This window comes from Streptomyces sp. NPDC020875 (assembly GCF_040641415.1).
GTDB lineage: Bacteria > Actinomycetota > Actinomycetes > Streptomycetales > Streptomycetaceae > Streptomyces.
In genome coordinates this window covers 77300-94102 of sequence record NZ_JBFADP010000017.1, presented here as the reverse complement: position 1 = coordinate 94102, position 16803 = coordinate 77300, and the positions used below count along the sequence as shown (strand labels likewise).

At 74.1% G+C, this 16803-nt stretch carries 15 protein-coding genes, 1 pseudogene and 1 riboswitch; of the genes and pseudogenes, 7 read left to right on the top strand and 9 right to left on the bottom strand.

Going from position 1 to position 16803, the window contains the following annotated elements; all coding sequences use genetic code 11:
- Positions 1-240: 240 nt before the first annotated feature.
- The 3 genes from AB0G74_RS12405 to AB0G74_RS12395 form a co-directional block, all read right to left on the bottom strand.
- Complete coding sequence (locus AB0G74_RS12405) at positions 241-657, bottom strand: DUF3040 domain-containing protein (protein WP_361144068.1); 417 nt, start codon at positions 655-657, stop codon at positions 241-243.
- Positions 658-913: 256 nt separating this feature from the next.
- A complete protein-coding gene (locus tag AB0G74_RS12400) occupies positions 914-1696 on the bottom strand; it encodes a methyltransferase (RefSeq protein ID WP_361144065.1) in 783 nt (260 codons plus the stop codon).
- A gap of 267 nt (positions 1697-1963) precedes the next feature.
- Positions 1964-2527, bottom strand: a complete 564-nt coding sequence (locus AB0G74_RS12395; protein WP_361144062.1) for an SAV_6107 family HEPN domain-containing protein — start codon at positions 2525-2527, stop codon at positions 1964-1966.
- A 175-nt stretch (positions 2528-2702) separates the two neighbouring features.
- Between AB0G74_RS12395 and AB0G74_RS12390 the strand changes: the two genes are divergently transcribed.
- The 4 genes from AB0G74_RS12390 to AB0G74_RS12375 all read left to right on the top strand — a co-directional run bounded on the left by AB0G74_RS12390 (position 2703) and on the right by AB0G74_RS12375 (position 8460).
- Positions 2703-3530, top strand: coding sequence for an ATP-binding cassette domain-containing protein (locus tag AB0G74_RS12390; RefSeq protein WP_361144059.1), 828 nt, complete (start codon positions 2703-2705; stop codon positions 3528-3530).
- Positions 3502-5589: a YhgE/Pip domain-containing protein gene (locus AB0G74_RS12385; RefSeq protein WP_361144057.1), complete on the top strand. Its 2088-nt coding sequence runs from the start codon at positions 3502-3504 to the stop codon at positions 5587-5589. Before AB0G74_RS12390 ends, AB0G74_RS12385 begins: the two co-directional genes overlap by 29 nt.
- 180 nt (positions 5590-5769) lie before the next feature.
- Positions 5770-6378 carry a TetR/AcrR family transcriptional regulator gene (locus tag AB0G74_RS12380; protein WP_361144054.1) on the top strand — a complete coding sequence of 203 codons (609 nt, stop codon included), beginning with the start codon at positions 5770-5772 and terminating at the stop codon, positions 6376-6378.
- Between the two features lie 588 nt (positions 6379-6966).
- Entirely contained in the window at positions 6967-8460 is a 1494-nt protein-coding gene (locus tag AB0G74_RS12375; protein ID WP_361144051.1) for an NAD(P)/FAD-dependent oxidoreductase, read from the top strand.
- Between the two features lie 375 nt (positions 8461-8835).
- Here AB0G74_RS12375 and AB0G74_RS12370 read toward each other — a convergent pair whose 3' ends face one another.
- The 6 genes from AB0G74_RS12370 to AB0G74_RS12345 all read right to left on the bottom strand — a co-directional run bounded on the left by AB0G74_RS12370 (position 8836) and on the right by AB0G74_RS12345 (position 14339).
- The gene (locus AB0G74_RS12370) at positions 8836-9843 is read right to left on the bottom strand and encodes a hypothetical protein (RefSeq protein WP_361144049.1); all 1008 of its coding nucleotides are present in this window, start codon (positions 9841-9843) and stop codon (positions 8836-8838) included.
- Between the two features lie 39 nt (positions 9844-9882).
- Positions 9883-10800, bottom strand: coding sequence for a methylenetetrahydrofolate reductase [NAD(P)H] (gene metF, locus AB0G74_RS12365; protein ID WP_358823791.1), 918 nt, complete (start codon positions 10798-10800; stop codon positions 9883-9885).
- 69 nt (positions 10801-10869) lie between these two features.
- Positions 10870-11550, bottom strand: a complete 681-nt coding sequence (thiE, locus tag AB0G74_RS12360; protein ID WP_361144163.1) for a thiamine phosphate synthase — start codon at positions 11548-11550, stop codon at positions 10870-10872.
- A gap of 364 nt (positions 11551-11914) precedes the next feature.
- Positions 11915-12280 (bottom strand): Rv2175c family DNA-binding protein, encoded by a 366-nt coding sequence (locus tag AB0G74_RS12355; protein ID WP_358823792.1) that lies wholly within the window; start codon positions 12278-12280, stop codon positions 11915-11917.
- Positions 12281-12399: 119 nt separating this feature from the next.
- On the bottom strand, positions 12400-13680 hold the full coding sequence (locus AB0G74_RS12350; protein ID WP_361144044.1) for an FAD-dependent oxidoreductase: 1281 nt from the start codon (positions 13678-13680) through the stop codon (positions 12400-12402).
- Between the two features lie 317 nt (positions 13681-13997).
- Positions 13998-14339 carry a hypothetical protein gene (locus tag AB0G74_RS12345; RefSeq protein ID WP_361144041.1) on the bottom strand — a complete coding sequence of 114 codons (342 nt, stop codon included), beginning with the start codon at positions 14337-14339 and terminating at the stop codon, positions 13998-14000.
- An 81-nt stretch (positions 14340-14420) separates the two neighbouring features.
- Positions 14421-14533: riboswitch (TPP riboswitch) on the top strand.
- On the opposite strand from AB0G74_RS12345, the gene thiO reads away from it, so the two are divergent.
- The 3 genes and pseudogenes from thiO to AB0G74_RS12330 all read left to right on the top strand — a co-directional run.
- Positions 14531-15727 carry a glycine oxidase ThiO gene (gene thiO / locus AB0G74_RS12340; RefSeq protein ID WP_361144039.1) on the top strand — a complete coding sequence of 399 codons (1197 nt, stop codon included), beginning with the start codon at positions 14531-14533 and terminating at the stop codon, positions 15725-15727. Its footprint overlaps the riboswitch before it by 3 nt.
- Positions 15724-15939, top strand: a complete 216-nt coding sequence (gene thiS, locus AB0G74_RS12335) for a sulfur carrier protein ThiS (protein WP_361144036.1) — start codon at positions 15724-15726, stop codon at positions 15937-15939. The genes thiO and thiS overlap by 4 nt, the downstream gene beginning before the upstream one ends.
- 6 nt (positions 15940-15945) lie before the next feature.
- Positions 15946-16782: pseudogene (locus AB0G74_RS12330) on the top strand (thiazole synthase); the annotation flags it as partial.
- Positions 16783-16803 lie beyond the last annotated feature (21 nt).

Here is a 16803-nt window from a genome sequence, read left to right as displayed (position 1 = left end):
CGCGGTTGCGGGGGCGGCCCTCTCACGGTTCCACGATGTGCGCGGCGAGCGGGGCCGGGTGGCCGGGGCCGTACGGGTGCGGAGGGTGACACGGCCGGGCCGGGGCAGGAGAAGACCCCGTCACCTGGGGGGACGGGGTCTCGGGAGAACTCCGGACCGGGCCGGTGCCGAGGGCGTGGCCCACCGCACGGAGGTGATGCGGACCGGGCCGCGCCTACCGTTCGCGCGGAACGGATCGTCTCAGTGGCCCTGCTCGTCGCGGCGGCGCTGCCACCGCTCCTCGATACGGTTCATCATCGACTTGCGCTGACGGCTCTGACGGGGATGGCGACGGGGGTCGGTGCCGCCCGTCGCGTTACCCAGGGGTGGCTTCTCGCCCGGCTTGGGCGCCTTGCGCCAGCCGGTGACCGCGAGAGCCGCACAGCCCAGCATGACGAGGAAGCCCACCACGCTGATCCAGATCATCTGCTGTGCGACCATTCCGGCCATGAGGAGCGCGATACCCACCAGGAAGCCGGCAATCGCCTGGTAGACCCGTCGCCGGGTGTACGTACGCAGCCCGCTTCCCTCAAGCGCTGTCGCGAATTTGGGATCTTCGGCGTACAGCGCTCGCTCCATCTGCTCGAGCATTCGCTGCTCGTGCTCCGAGAGCGGCACGGAGTCCTCCTAGTCGTCGGCCGCGGGGGCGACCGTATGCGGCCCTTTCAGGATAGGCAGGGAATCGCCCCCGTGAAACCCGCCCTCTAAGTCAGTACGTCAATTCGCTGGTTCGGGCCGCCACGGCGGCTCGGCTGTTGAGGCGTTGATTCCCCGACCTCCGATCCGTCATGCCGGATGGTGTCCCTCGATCATACGGTGCGAACGACTCGTTCGGGGGGTCCGAGGCGTACTCCGTCTGCGGTTGCGTCGCTGATCAGCCCGGCTTCCGGGCCAGGACGTGCAGCTGGGTGGCGACGGAGTGGAAGGCGGGCAGCTCGGCCGCGGCGGCTTCGAGGGAGAGCAGGGCGTCCAGCGCGCCCGGCTGGGTGTCCACCAGGACCCCCGGGACGAGGTCCGCGAAGACCCGTACGCCGTGGACGGCGCCGGGCTCGGTCCCGGCGCCCTCGGCGAGTCCGGTGAGCTGCTCGGCGGTGAACCGGCGGGGCACGGCGTCGCCCTCGCCCCAGCGGCCCGCGGGGTCGGTGAGGGCCCGGTGGGCCTCGGCGAAGTGTCCGGCGAGCGCCCTGGCGAGCACGGCGCCGCCCAGTCCGGCGGCGAGCAGGCTCAGCTCGCCTCCGGGGCGCAGCGCGTCGACCGCGTTCCGTACACCCTCGGCCGGGTCGTCCACGTACTCCAGGACACCGTGGCAGAGCACCACGTCGTAGGCGTCGCGCTCCACGACGTCGAAGAGGCCGTGCACATCGCCCTGGACGCCGCGGACCCGCTCGGCGACCCCGGCCTCGGCGGCCCGGCGCTCCAGGGCGAAGAGGGCGTTCGGGCTGGGGTCGACGACGGTCACCCGGTGGCCCAGCTGGGCCAGGGGCACGGCGAAGGCGCCACTGCCGCCGCCGGTGTCGAGCACGTCGAGTACGGACGATCCGGTGGCCTGGGCCCGGCGGTCGATGGCGTCCTTGAGCACCTCCCACACGACGGAGGTGCGCAGGGAGGCGCGGGGCGGGCGCGACGGGTTCTCCCCACGGAGGGCCTGGTCGGGCACGGCAGTTGACTCCTCGGGCGGTTCCGGCCCGGTCGCGGTGTACGGCCGGGCGGGCGGCGGACGGCGCGCGGCCGGCTGGCGGCGGCCACGCTGGTGTTCGTCCGGCGGACGACGAACCCCACCCTATGGCCTCGAACCGGCCGCGCCCCGGTACGCGCCCCCGCCGACCACGGCCCGCGGCTTCACCGCCTCCCCGGCACCCGGGCCGCGCGCGGGGGCTGAAGCATGTTCGCGCCGCCCGGCGCGGCCCGGATGGCGGGGCGCCGGTCAGGCGGGGTGGTCGGGTGGCGAGAGGTCACCCCTCGGGCGTGGCAGCGGGGGCCGGAGCAGCAGCAGCCGTTCGGCGACCCGGAGGAAGAGGCCCGCGTCCCGCAGCAGGGACTCGGCGTCCCCGGGGCCGGCCGCGCCCCGGATGCCCGCCTCGGCCCGGGCGCGGCGGCCCGCGCCCGCCGCGAAGTGCGCGCTCCATTCGGACAGCTCGGGGGCCGCCTCGGGCAGCAGCTCCCACGCGCTGCGGATCGCCCCCCGGCGGCCCCGGCGGGGCGTCGCGCCCCGGGCGGGCGGCGGATTGTCGGGATACCCCCGGGCGGCGAGCACCGCGGCGGCGGTACGCAGGGCGGCGAGGTGCGCGGTGGCGTAGCGCTCGTTCGGAGTCGGGAGGCCCTCGGCCTCCGCCAGTCCGGCCCTCGCCTGGGCGAGCAGGTCGAGGGCGGCGGGCGGGGCCGATGAGCGACGGAGCACGGGGTGCACATCGCTCGCGGGTCCGGTCAGTGAGGGGACAGGGCCGGTGGCACGGCGCCGGTGCGCGGCTGCCGCGTGGTGACTGGCCATGACGAACCTCCTGTCGTCGTGTGACGGCTCGGTGGCCGTTGGTGTCCATGGTGGATGCCACCACTGACAATCCGGCCTGACCTGCGCTTTTGGCCTGGATCATGGTTCGCGATAGTTTTTGCACTGACCAGTCAGTTCAAAAGCTGGCCGACTGCTTCCAGGAGGGGGAGAGCCCATGACCGGCCCCGGAGGGGCGGCCGTCGTCGCCGAGGACTTCGGAGTGAGGGGCCCGCGCGGCTGGGCCTTCCGCTCGGTCGGCATCGACGCCCCGCCCGGTTCCCTGATCGCCGTCGAGGGCCCGTCCGGCTCGGGCCGCAGCTGTCTGCTGCTGGCGCTCACCGGCCGGATGCGGCCTACCGAGGGCCGGGCCGAGATCGGCGGGCTGCCGCTGCCCCGGAAGATGGCCGCCGTCCGGCAGAGCAGCGCCCTCGGCCCCGTACCCGGTGTGAGCGAGCTGGATCCGGCGCTCACCGTCGACGAGCATCTGCGGGAGCGCGCCCTGCTCCAGCGGCGGTTCGACGACTCGCTGCGGTCCCTGCTGCGTCCCCGCGCCGAGCGCGCCGCCGCCGCGCGGACCCGGATCGCGGCGGCCCTGGAGGCCGCCGGTCTCGACCCGGCCGCGCTGCCGTCGGCGGAGCGTACCCCCGTACGGGATCTGGCCCGGCTCGAGGCGCTCCGGCTGTCGATCGCGCTGGCGCTCATGGGCCGGCCCCGGCTGCTGGCCGTCGACGACACGGATCTGAAGCTCCCGGCCGCCGACCGGGCCGCCGCCTGGGCCCTGCTGCGGTCCGTGGCCGACGCGGGGACCACCGTCCTCGCGGTGTGCAGCCAGGCCGGGGCCGCCGAACGCACCACGGTCGTCCGTACCGGCGTTCCCGCGCACGACGCGCCGGTCCGGCCGGACGGCACCGGCACCGACACCGACACAACAGAGGACACCGGGTCCGGCGGAGACCACGGGGAGGGGACGCCCGATGCGCACGCCGAGGCTGGCCGCGCTTGAGCTGAAGCGGTTCGGGCGGGGCAGGCTCCCCCGGGCCGCGATCGTGTCGATCGTGCTGCTGCCGCTGCTCTACGGCGCGCTGTACCTGTGGTCCTTCTGGGATCCGTACGGCAGGCTCGACCGCGTCCCGGTCGCCCTGGTCAACGCCGACACCGGGACCACCAGCGGCAGTGAGCGGGTGGCGGCGGGCGACGAGATCGCCGGGCGGCTCCGTGACAGCGACGTCTTCAGCTGGCACGAGGTCGGGGCGGACGAGGCCCGGAAGGGCGTGGAGAACGGGACGTACTACCTGTCGCTGACCGTCCCCGAGGACTTCAGCCGCCGGGTCGTCTCCGGTGCCGGGGACACGCCCGAGACCGGCGCCCTGGAGGTGCGGACGAACGACGCCAACAACTACATCGTCGGCCAGCTCTCGCGGACCGTCTTCTCCGAGGTCAGGACGGCCGCGTCGACCGAGGCGTCCCGGTCGTTCCTCGACCGGATCTTCATCTCCTTCTCGGACATCCACGACCGCACCGAGAAGGCCGCCAAGGGCGCGGACGACCTCAAGGGCGGCATCGGGGCGGCCAAGAAGGGCTCGGCCGATCTCGCGGACGGTCTGAAGAACGCCGAGAACAGCGCCGGAAAGCTCTCCGGTGGGCTGACCCGGCTCGCCGACGGCGCCCGGGACGTGGAGTCCGGCAGCCGTAAGCTCGCCGAGGGCACCCGCGCGCTGTCCGACAAGGTCAACGGGCTGGCCGCCGGGGTCCGCCCCTATCTGAAGGACGACGGAGCGGCGATCGGCGGCGCGGCCCGGCTGGTCGACGAGACCGCGGGCACCCTGCGGACCCGGCTGGCCGAGCTGGCGAAGAACGCGCCGACGGCCGCGGCCGGGGCCCGTACCTCGGCCGCCGATCTAACCGCCGCGCACACCGCCCGCTGCGAGCGGGGCGAGACCCCCGACCCCGCCCTGTGCGACACGCTCCGGCGGGCCCGGGACGCCGCGGTCGCCGTCTCCGGTGTCGCCGACGACGTCGAGTCGGTCGTCAACGGGAACAAGGCGGGCCTCTCGAAACTCGACGGCGAACTGGCCGACCTCCAGAAGAAGGCGGCCGGGTTCGCCGCGTCGGCGCCCCGGCTGGACGAGGACCTCGCCGCCGCCGTCTCCCGGGTCGCCGCCCTGGACACCGGCGCGAAGAAGGTCGCCGACGGCGCGAAGACCCTGCACGGCGGGCTGACGAACGCCGCGTCGGGCTCCGCCGAGCTGAACAGCGGCGTAGGCAGGCTCAAGAAAGGCGCCGGAGATCTCGACGGCGGTCTGTTCAAGCTGGTCGACGGTTCGTCGGAGCTGGCCGGCGGGCTGAACGACGGCGTGGGGAAGATCCCCGACCACGACAAGGGCGACCGCGACCTCCGTACCGAGGTGATGGCCGATCCGGTCAAGCTGGCCAACAGCTCCCTGCACGCGGCACCCAACTACGGCACCGGCTTCGCGCCGTACTTCATCCCGCTGGCCCTCTGGGTCGGCGCCATGGTCGCGTACATGATCATTCAGCCGATGAACCGGCGCGCCCTGGCCGCCGGGGCCTCCCCGTGGCGGATCGCCTTCGCGGGCTGGCTGCCCGTACTGGGGATCGGTCTCGCCCAGCTGGCCGCGCTGATGGCGGTCCTCCGCTGGGGGCCGGGGCTCGAACCCGTCCGGGGCCTCGCCACGATCGCCTTCCTCACCCTGGTCGTCGGCTGCTTCGCGGCGATCGTGCAGTGGCTCAACGCCCGCTTCGGCGCGGCGGGCCGGATCCTCGTCCTGGCCGTGCTGATGCTCCAGCTGACCTCGGCGGGCGGTACGTATCCCGTGGAGACCAGTCCCGGGTTCTTCAACGCGATCCATCCGTTCCTGCCGATGAGTCATGTGGTCGAGGCGCTGCGGCGGCTGATCACCGGCGGTGATCTCCAGCCGGTGTGGCAGGCGACGGCGGTCCTGCTCGCCTTCACCGCCGGGGCCCTGGCGCTGACCGCGCTCACCGCGCGCCGTAAGCAGGTATGGACGCTGGACCGGCTCCATCCCGAGCTGAGTCTGTGACCCCGCGCCCCGCCGAACGGCCGGTCCGGCACCCGCCCGGGTGCCGGACCGGGCTGGTCACAGGCTCGCCGCGGTGCCGGGCCCGGCCGTACGGCGGCCCCGGTATCACCAGATGAGACCGGCAGCGCAAGGCGTGCTACCGGACCTGGGGGACCTGTGAGAATCGGCACCATGGACGCCATGGACAGCACCAGTACCCGCCGCCGGGCGACCCGGGCCAAGCTCTACGAAGCCGCGGTGACCCTCATCGCCGAACAGGGGTTCTCCGCCACCACGGTGGACGAGATCGCCGAGCGTGCCGGGGTCGCCAAGGGCACGGTCTACTACAACTTCAAGAGCAAGACCGAGCTGTTCGAGGAGTTGCTGCGATACGGCGTGGGCCTGCTGACGGCGTCCCTGCAGAACGCCGCCGACGAGACCGCGGCCCGCGGCGGCTCCAAGGTCGAGGCGCTGGACGCGATGATCCGGGCCGGACTGGTCTTCATCGACCGCTACCCCGCCTTCACCCAGCTCTACGTCGCCGAACTGTGGCGCACCAACCGGGCCTGGCAGGACACGCTGCTGGTGGTGCGCCAGCAGGCGGTGGCGGTGGTGGAGACGGTGCTCTCGGAGGCCGTCGAGGGCGGCGAGCTGAGCGCCGAGATCGATGTGCCGCTCACCGCTGCGGCCCTGGTCGGCATGGTGCTGGTGGCGGCGCTCGACTGGCAGTCCTTCCAGCCCGAGCGGTCCCTGGACGAGGTGCACGCGGCGCTGTCACGGCTGCTGCACGGGCGGGTCGGCGGCCGCTGACGACGGTACGGGCGGCGGTGCCGCGGCGAGGCGGCATACGCCCCGTTGTCGCGAGGCGGCCGGGAGTCGGGCGCGGACGACCGCGAGTGTGTCGGAACGCCCGGGAAGGGGCGGGTGACGGACGGCCGGAAGCCCGTGCGGCCGGATTCCGGTGGCCGCACGGGCGACGGTGCCGGTCCGCCCGGGCTCGCCGTCCGTGCCCGGGTGGACCGGCACACGGCCGTTCCCCCTGTTTTCCCGCTGCCGGGCGTCCTTCCTTCCGGATCCCCGTGGACCCCCGGCCCCCCGTGACCGCTGTTCCCCCGCGGTCTCGGAGAACCTCCGGGGAGGTTCTCCGTACTGCACCCCGTTACCTCCGGGAATCGCACCGTTCCGCAGCCCCGTGTCGGCGGTTCCGGCGCTCTCCCCTTCGGTGTCTCCACTCTCTCCCGGCGAGCCCGGCCGCCCCATCCGCGCCCGTACTCATCTGCCCGGCTAGGTATCCGTACTCAGACCTCCGTCGTCCCACCCGGCACACGCGTAGGCCCGGCCACCGGGCCGGACGGGTGGGCGGCCGGGTTGTCAGTGGCGGTCGATAGAGTCACGGGCATGGCAAGGATTGCGGTGATCGGCGCCGGGATGGGCGCCATGGCGGCCGCCGCCCGGCTGGCCGTGGCCGGCCACCGGGTGACGGTGTACGAACGCTCGGGGACGTACGGCGGCGCGCTCGGCGTGCTGGAGCGCGACGGTTTCGCGTTCGACACCGGCCCCGGGCTCGTCCAGCTGCCCGCCGTCTGGCGGGACCTCTTCCTGAAGACCGGCCGGGAGCCGCTGGAGGAGTGTGTCGGACTGGTCCCGGTCTCCCCCGCGAGCCGCCATCTCTTCGCCGACGGCACGGCCGTGGCCCTGCCGGACGCCTCGCGCGCCGGGGTCGTCTCGGCGCTGGAGACGGCGCTCGGCGGCGGCGCGGGCGAGCGCTGGGGCGACTTCCTGTCCCGGGCGAGGGATGCCTGGGACCGCTCCCGGCGCCCGCTGCTGGAGGAACCCCTCTGGTCCGACTGGCGGGTGCTGGAGCGCGATCCCTATCCCGCGCCGCGCCGCCGGGCGCTGCTGCGGACCCGGCAGGCGTCGACTATCGCCGAGATCGGCGCGTGGGAGCTGGCCGAGCCGCGGCTGGCCGCCCTGCTGTCCTGGTACGTGTTGGCGTACGGTCTCGACCCCCGGCACGCTCCGGGCGGGGCCGCGCTCCTGCCGTACATGGAGCAGACGTTCGGGACCTGGTACGTCGAGGGCGGGCTGCGCGAGCTGGCCCGCGCGGTCCACGACCGGTGCCGTAAGCGCCGGGTGGAGTTCGTCTTCGACACCGAGGTGGCGTCGATCGAGGTCCGGGACGGCAGAGCCGCCGGGATCGTCCTCGCTGACGGCACGGCCGTCGAAGCCGACCATGTGGTCGCCGGGGCGGATGTCGCCGCGGCTCTCGCCGGGCGCGACCTCTGGGCCGACGACGACGTCCGGCCGCGGGGGCCCGGGCTGCCGGGCCGGTTCACCGTACTGCTGGCGCTGCGGGGCGCGGCCGGGGACGGGGTGGCCCATCGCAGTGTCGTCCACTCCCCCGACCCGGCGGCGGAGGCGGCGGCCGTCTTCGGCGGGCGGCTCGCCGACCGGCCGACGGTGACGGTGCTGCGCCCCCGCGACCCGCGGACCCGTCCGGACGACGGCCATGAGGCCGTGACCCTGACGGCGACGGTCACCGGGCCGGGTACCGGCCCGGACTGGACGGACAAGGCACTGCGCGAGCGGTACGCGGAGGTGCTGATCGACACGGCCGCCGCCGACCCTGATCTCGGCGGTCCGGCCGCCCTGCGGGAGCGGCTGCTCTGGCACGAGGTACTGACGCCCGCCGAGACGGGGACAGTGCCGCCGCCCGCCCTGGCCGGGCCGGGGGGCCGCTGGCTCCACCCGTCGAACACCACCCGGCTGCCGGGACTCCATCTGGTCGGCGGCCGGGCCCATCCGGGCGGCGGTCTGCCGCACGCGGGCATGTCCGGGGCACTGGTCGCGGGGCTGATCGTGGAGGGACCCGGCTTCCAGGGCTCCCGCTAGGCCGTGTCTTCAAAATGGCGCCGTCCGCCCGAAGGGCGGGGCCCGCGGCGTCCGGTGCGTGCAGTCGCAAGGCGGAGGGGTTCCCTCGTACTGGACGTACTTGGGAAATCCCGACAACGCGGCGAATGTGCGTGCCGGGCGTCGCGGGCCAGGCGGGATTTTGAAGACACGGCCTAGGGCGCGGGCCGGGGCCCGGCGGGTGTGACACCCCACGGGCGGGCCGTTTTCGGGCGGGCCGGGCCGAACGCGTAGGGGCGGGTGGCTTGTCGCCTGCCCCCGGCACGGGTCGGCGCCTTCCGGCTGCCGCGGGCCGTCGGGAGTGCCCGTCTCCGGCCCCGGACCCGAGGGGCCGGGACCGGGCGACCGGACCGTGGGTCAGTAGCGGTACTGCTGGGGCTCGTTGTCGTGGCCCTGGCCCTGGTCGTACGGCGGCTGTTCCTCGCCGGGCCCGCCGGGGGCCCCGGTGTCCCGCTGCTGCGGCATCCACACCCCGCCGGGCGGGGTGTCCGTGTACCCCTCCTGCTGGTAGTAGGCGGCGGGGTCCTGGCCGTACTGCTGCTGCTGGGGGTTGCCGAAGCTGTCGTAGCCGCCGCCGTCGTAACCGGGGGCGTACTGCTGCTGGCCACCCGCGTAGGGGTCGGTATAGGCCGGGTACTGCGGGGGATCCGGGGCGAAGTCGTAGCCGCCGGGGGCTCCGGCGCCGCCGTCGGGGGCGGGCTGCTGGGCGTAGTAGGGGTCGTAACCCCCGTCGTAGGCGCCCGGATCGCCGTCGTACGAACCCGGGTCCTGCCCGGGTTCGGTGTGGCCGCCGTCCTGGTGGGCGGCGGTCCCGTAGGAGCCGTCGCCGTAGACCCCGTACTGGCCGGTGTCGTCGGGCATGGGCTGCGGCTCGTAGACGGGTGCCGGTCCGGAGTCGGGGCCCGGCGCCCGGTCGTGGTCCTGATCATGGTCGACGGCCGGGAAGCCGTGGACCATCGTGTCCCCGGCGGACGCCGCGCCGGCCCCCGGGGCACCGGACGGGTGGAGCGCGTCGGGCCCGTCGTCGTACCGCGGCCGGGTCTCCTCGACGGAGCTGACCTCCAGCGACGGCTCCCTGGGACCGTCCTTGCGGCGGCGGCTCGCCCCCGGACGGCCGCCGAGCGCCCAGCCGGTGGAGAAGCCCTTCCGGAACGAGAGCGTCACATACGTCTGCCCCACCGCGAAGGCGATCGTGCCGAGGGCGATCACCACACGGGACGCCACCAGGACGCCCAGGACGACGGTGAGGAAGCCGCCGAAGGCCAGCAGCCGCCAGCGCAGCCGGGCCTTGTACTGCAGCAGCACCTCACCCAGCAGCCACAGCGCCACGACGCCGAACGCGATGTAGAGGACCGTAAGACCCATCCCCGCCCCTCTCCTCCGGCCGCTGTCGGGTACGGCCGATCACACCTGCTCGTGCAGTCCGAGATTCTCGTAGATCTCGAGCGTCGCCGTGGAGTTGTTGAGGGTGATGAAGTGCAGCCCCGGCACACCCTCCGAGAGCAGCTCCGCGCAGAACTCCGTCGCGAACTCGATACCTATGGAGCGTACAGCGGCCGGATCGTCCTTGGCCGAGAGGATCCGTTCTTTCAGCTCCGAGGGGATCGCGGCATTGCTGAGCTGGGCGAATCGCTCCAGTTGTCCGACGCTGGTGATGGGCATGATCTCGGGGATGATCGGGGTGTCGCAGCCCCGGGCGGTCACCCGCTCGCGCAGCCGGAGATAGTCCCCGGGCCGGAAGAACATCTGGGTGATGGCGTAGTCGGCCCCGGCGCGGCACTTGTCGACGAAGTGCCGGATGTCGGTGTCCCAGTCCTCGGAGCGGGGGTGCATCTCGGGGAAGGCCGCGACGCCGACGCAGAAGTCGCCCGACTCCTTGATGAGCCGGACCAGTTCGGCGGCGTAGGTGACCCCCTGGGGGTGCGGCACCCACTCCCCCATCGGGTCACCCGGCGGGTCGCCCCGGACGGCGAGGATATTGCGGATACCGGCGTCCGCGTACTGGCCGATCATGTTCCGCAGTTCGGCGATGGAGTGGTTGACCGCGGTGAGATGCGCCACGGGGGTCAGGGTGCTGTCCGAGGCGATCTGCTCCGTGGCCCGGACCGTGCCCGCGCGGGTCGAACCGCCCGCGCCGTAGGTGACCGAGACGAAGCTCGGCGCCACGGCCTCGACGCGCCGCAGCGCGTTCCAGAGGTTCCGCTCACCCTTCTCCGTTTTGGGAGCCCAGAACTCGAAGGAGTAGGAGGTCCGGCCGGTCGCGAGCACATCGCGCACGGTGAGCGCGCGGTCCGTCCGGGTCGATGCTGTTCCTAGGGCCATAGTCGCAGGCTAGCCGGGGTGCGGGGGTCGCCCAACCCGAGTCCGCCCCTCGGACACCCCTGTTTTACATCATGGCTGCTGGGAGCGGGTGCGTATCCGTCGGCTGAGACGAGCCGCCGCGGCGCCCGGGTCGTCGGACTCGGTGATCGCCCGGACCACGACGATCCGGCGGGCGCCCGCGTCGAGCACCTCGTCCAGGTTCTCCTCGTCGATGCCGCCGATGGCGAACCAGGGCCGGTCGGTCCCGAGGGCGGCCGTCGTCCGCACCAGGTCGAGCCCGGGGGCGTACCGGCCCGGCTTGGTCGGGGTGGGCCAGCACGGTCCCGTACAGAAGTAGTCGACTCCGGGCTGGACGGCGGCGGCCTCGGCCTCGGCCCGGCTGTGGGTGGAACGGCCGATCAGCACCCCGCCACCGTCGCCGCCGCTACCGCCGCCGAGGACGGCACGGGCGGCCGGTACGGGCAGATCGCCCTGCCCGAGATGGAGGACGGCGGCACCGGCGGCATGCGCCACATCGGCCCGGTCGTTCACGGCGAGCAGCGCGCCGTGGCGGCGGCAGGCGTCCGCGAAGACCTCCAGATGCCGCAGTTCCTCGGCGGCCTCCATGCCCTTGTCCCGGAGCTGGACGATGTCGACGCCGGAGGAGAGCACCGCGTCGAGGAATTCGGGGAGATCGCCCTGGCGGGTGCGGGCGTCGGTACAGAGGTAGAGCCGGGCGTCGGCGAGCCGGGCGCGGCGGTCGGAGGTCATGGACATCGGGGTCCCCCCAGGGGTGATGGATCGGCGGGCGGCCGGGGCGGGCGGGCCCGGTGTCGGCGGGACACGGTGCGGGCGCGCCGGTGGGACGCGGTTTCCGCGCGGCGCGCTCGGACACACGTCAAAGGCGCACCGGCAGACGAGCCCGGAAGCCGGCCCGGAACGTGCGGCGGGCGTACGAGGCGGGGCGCGCGAGGCCGTCGCGGGGCGGCACCCCTGTCGGTCGGGGTGCGGCCCCGCGACGGACGGCCCGTCCTTCGCACCCGGCGTCGGGCCCGCAGGCCGCGCGGCACGGGAAGAGTCACGGGCACGGGCGCGTGTTCCGGGGCGCCCCGGAACACGTACCCGGATCGTCTGATCAGACGGCGAGAGCCTGGGCCCGGCGCTTCACCTCCGTACCTCGGTTCTCCCCGAGGGCCTGCGCGGGCGTACCCGGCAGGGAGGGGTCCGGGGTGAAGAGCCACTCCAGCATCTCTTCGTCGGAGAAGCCGTCGTCCTTGAGCAGGGTCAGGGTCCCGGAGAGGCCCTTGACGACCTTGTCCCCGCTGATGAAGGCGGCCGGGACCTGGAGCACCCGGTTCTCCCCGCGGCGCACCGCGATCAGCTGGCCCTCCTTGACCAGCTGCCTGACCCGCGTCACCTCGACGTTCAGCTGCTCCGCGATATCGGGCAGGGTGAGCCAGGCGGGGACGAGGGCATCGATCTTTGCGTCAATCTCGGTCACAGGACAAGCGTGCCATCTGGGACCGACAGTGGGTAGCGGGAGTCCCGTCCGGCGGCGGCCATCCGGCCCACGCCGCCCCTGGAACACCAGGTCGGCGCGGGCCCGGAGGGATCAGCCGGTCAGCGGGCCGCCGTCTTGAGAGAGATCTCGGGATCGGCTGCCGCCACCGGATCGAGCCGTCCGCCGGACTGCATGATCCGGCGGCCCTGGGAGAGATCCCGGGGCCTGTCGACGGCCAGTACGGCGCGCAGGACGCCGTCCCGCAGCCACAGAACCGACCAGGTGGCGGCGTCGGCCGGGTCGCCGCGCCACAGCAGGGTGTCGGCGTCGGCGTGGTCGCCCGCGTACTGCACGAACCGGCCGAACTGCTCGGACCAGAAGTACGGCACCGGGTCGTAGACCGCCGGAGCCACGGCGGGCTCCGGGGGCGCGTCGGCCGCGGTGGTGGCGGCCCGGTCGGCCGCCTCCTGGTCGGCGAGGATATTGGCGGCGACGGTACGCGGCCCCTGGAGGGCGTTGTCCCAGTGGTGGACGAGCATCCGGCGGCCGTACCGGTCCGACGGGAAGGAGGCGCAGTCGCCGACCGCGTACACACCGGGCACTCCGGTCCGCAGCCCCTCGTCGGCGGTGACCGAACCGTCCGGGCCGGTCTCGATACCGGAACCGGCCAGCCAGGCCGTGGCGGGCCGGGCGCCGACCCCGACGACGACGGCCCCGGCCGCGATCCGGCGGCCGTCCGCCAGAACGACCGTCCCGGGCTCGACGGCCGCCACCCGGACGCCGGTGACCAGCTCCACCCCGGCCTCGGCGTACCACTTGCCCATCGGGGCCGTGACCTCGGCGGGGAGCGCGCCCGCGAGCGGTCGCTCCGCGGCCTCGACGACCGTGACCGCGCAGCCCGCGGACCGGGCCGCCGTGGCGAACTCCGCCCCGATCCATCCGGCGCCCACCACGACGATGTCGTGCCGCCGCTCCAGCACCGGGCGCAGCCGGGCCGCGTCGTCCAGGGTCCGCAGCAGATGCACCCCCGGGACCGCCTCCGTACCGGGCAGCGTGAGGGGTTCGGCGCCGGTCGCCACGACGAGGAAGTCGTACGGGACCGGGCCCGCCTCCGTGTCCAGTTCGCGCACGGCGGGCCGGACACCGGTCACGGCGGTACCGAGGCGCAGTTCGACGCCGAGCGCCTCGAAGTCCACGTCGAAGGCGGAGCCCTCGGCGGTGCCGAGCAGCACCGCCTTCGAGAGCGGCGGCCGGTCGTACGGCTGATGGGGCTCGGCCCCGATGACCGTCACGGGCCCGGTGTGCCCCAGCTCCCGCAGGGCGACGGCGGTCTGCACTCCGGCGATCCCGGCGCCGACGACGACCACGCGGGGAGTTCTGGGGGATGTCTGATGGCTCACGGCTCCACGATAAGCACCCGCCCGGGACTGCCCCCGGCGGCGGGTGCCCCTTCCTCTCGACACCGGGCCGCGCGCGGTGGGGCGCTCGCGCGGTTCCCCTCGGTTCCCCGCGCCCTTGAGCCCCTCGCCGTGGGCGATCGGGCATGCTGGGCGGCCGCCGGCCGCCTGTGGTCGCTCGCCCGGTTCCGCCCCCTATGCCTTCGGCAACGGGGGGATCCCCAGCGCCCCCTGGTTGACCCTCTCGCCGCCCTTGCGATGAGGCGAGCCCCTGTTCAAGGGCGGAGCCGGGTCGGAGGCGCGCGCCTGATGGGACGGGACTAGTGGGGGAGTTCCTCCACCGTGCTCGTGCCCGCGCCCCGCTGGGATTCCCAGGTCCAGGTCTCCTCCAGGCGGACCCGGCCGTCGGGGAGGTCGATCACCCGGGAGACGCAGTGGCCCGATGCGGTGGCGCCGTCCGTCTTGAGCTGGACGTAGCGGAAGTCGAGGCGGTCGCCGTCCCTGGTGCCCACCAGATGGCCGCGGACGACGTCGCCGCCGGTGTACTCCGCCCAGATCCGGCCGTCCTCCTCGTGGTAGGTGAACCGGGTGGCCGTGCCGACCTGGCCGGGGGCCTGGTCGGTGACCGGGGACAGCACCAGTCCGTCCAGCGATCTCGCCATGCTGAGGGCTCCTTGCTCTCGGGGCGCGGCCCGTCCGTCCGCCTTACCGGGCGTCGGAGACGGGGGTTAGGGTGGCCACCGTAAAGCACTCGCGGGAGCCCGGACGCACCGGGCTGAGAGGGAGGCTGGCCGGCCTCCGACCGTACGAACCTGATCCGGGTCATGCCGGCGAAGGGAGGGGCTGGACGCCCATGTCGCATACCTCCGAACCGTCTTCGGCCACGAGCGGCGGGACCGATGTGCTGGTCGTCGGGGGCGGGATCATCGGGCTCGCGGTCGCCTGGCGGGCGGCGCAACGCGGGCTCGCGGTGACCGTCGCCGATCCGGACCCCGGCGGCGGCGCGGCCGAGGTGGCCGCCGGGATGCTCGCGGCGGTCACCGAACTGCATTACGGCGAGCAGACCCTGCTGGCCCTCAATCTGGAGTCCGCCCGGCGCTATCCCGCCTTCGTCGCGGAGCTGGAGGAGGTCAGCGGGCGGTCCGTCGGCCATCGGTCCTGCGGCACGCTCGCCGTCGCGCTCGACGCCGACGACCGGGCCCATCTGCGGGAGTTGCACGCCCTTCAGCTGCGGTCCGGGCTGGAGTCGCAGTGGCTCACCGGGCGGGAGTGCCGCAGGCTGGAGCCGATGCTCGCCCCGGGGGTGCGCGGCGGGCTGCGGGTCGACGGGGACCATCAGGTCGACCCCCGGCGACTGGCCGCCGCCCTGGTGGTGGCGTGCGAGCGAGCCGGGGTGGAGCTGCGGCGGGACCGGGCGGACCGGCTGCTGGTCGAGGGCGACCGGGCGGTGGGCGTGGCCTTCGCCGACGGGCGTGAACTGCGGGCGGAGCGGACCGTACTCGCCGCCGGGAGCCTGAGCGGGCGGCTCGGGGGGCTGCCGCCGGACGCGCTGCCGCCGGTACGCCCGGTCAAGGGGCAGGTACTTCGGCTGACCGTGCCCCCCGCCTACGCCCCGTTCCTCTCCAGGACCGTCCGCGCCGTGGTCCGCGGCAGCCAGGTCTATCTGGTGCCCCGGGCCGACGGCGAACTCGTCGTCGGCGCGACCAGTGAGGAGCTGGGCTTCGACACCACGGTCACCGCGGGCGGGGTCTACGAACTGCTCCGCGACGCCCATGAGCTGGTGCCGGGGATCACCGAACTGCCGCTGACGGAGGCCAGGGCCGGGCTGCGCCCCGGCTCTCCCGACAACGCCCCGCTGCTGGGTCCGAGCGCGCTGCCCGGACTGCTGCTGGCCACCGGCCACTACCGCAACGGCGTACTGCTGACCCCGGTGACCGGGGACGCGATCGCCGAGACGCTCGCCACCGGTGTCCTTCCCGAGGAGATCCATCCCTTCACCCCCGACCGATTCCGTTCCGCCGCCCCCGTCTCCCAGGAGCAGCTCGTATGAACAGCGTTCCCCCGGTCGTCTCGGTCAACGGCGAGTGGCGTGAACTCGCCAGCGGTACGACGCTCGACGCTCTCGTCGCCACCGTCGCCCCGGCGCCCTCGGGGGTCGCCGCCGCGGTCAACGAGGCGGTCGTTCCCCGTGGTCAGTGGCCCGGCACGCTCCTCGGCGACGGTGACCGGGTCGAAATCCTCACCGCCGTCCAGGGGGGCTGAGCGACCATGTCCGAACTCGCCCCGCCCCGCTCCGGCCGACCGTCCCCCGACTCGACGGACGCCACCGGAGGACCCGCCGCCGGGCGCGACCCCCTCGTGATCGCCGGGACCGCCTTCGGCTCCCGGCTGATCATGGGCACGGGCGGCGCCCCCAGCCTCGACGTCCTCGAGCGCGCCCTGGTCGCCAGCGGTACCGAACTCACCACCGTCGCCATGCGCCGGGTCGATCCCACCGTCCACGGCTCGGTGCTCTCCGTCCTCGACCGGCTGGGCATCCGGATCCTGCCGAACACCGCGGGCTGCTTCACCGCGGGCGAGGCGGTCCTCACGGCCCGGCTCGCCCGGGAGGCCCTGGGCACGGAGTGGGTGAAGCTGGAGGTGGTGGCCGACGAGCGGACCCTGCTGCCGGACCCGGTCGAACTCCTCGACGCCGCCGAGACCCTGGTCGACGACGGTTTCACCGTCCTCCCGTACACCAGCGACGACCCGGTGCTGGCCCGCCGGCTGGAGGACGCGGGCTGTGCCGCGATCATGCCGCTGGGCTCCCCCATCGGCTCCGGTCTCGGGATCCGCAATCCGCACAACTTCCGGCTGATCGTGGAGAACGCCGGGGTGCCGGTGATCCTCGACGCGGGCGCCGGTACCGCGTCCGACGCGACGCTCGCGATGGAGCTGGGCTGCGCTGCGGTGATGCTGGCGTCCGCCGTCACCCGGGCCCAGGAGCCGGTCCTGATGGCGGAGGCCATGCGGTACGGGGTCGACGCGGGGCGGCTGGCGTACCGCGCGGGGCGGATCCCGCGCCGCCACTTCGCCCGGGCGTCCTCCCCGACGACGGGCGTCGCCTCCTTCGCCCCCGACGAGGAA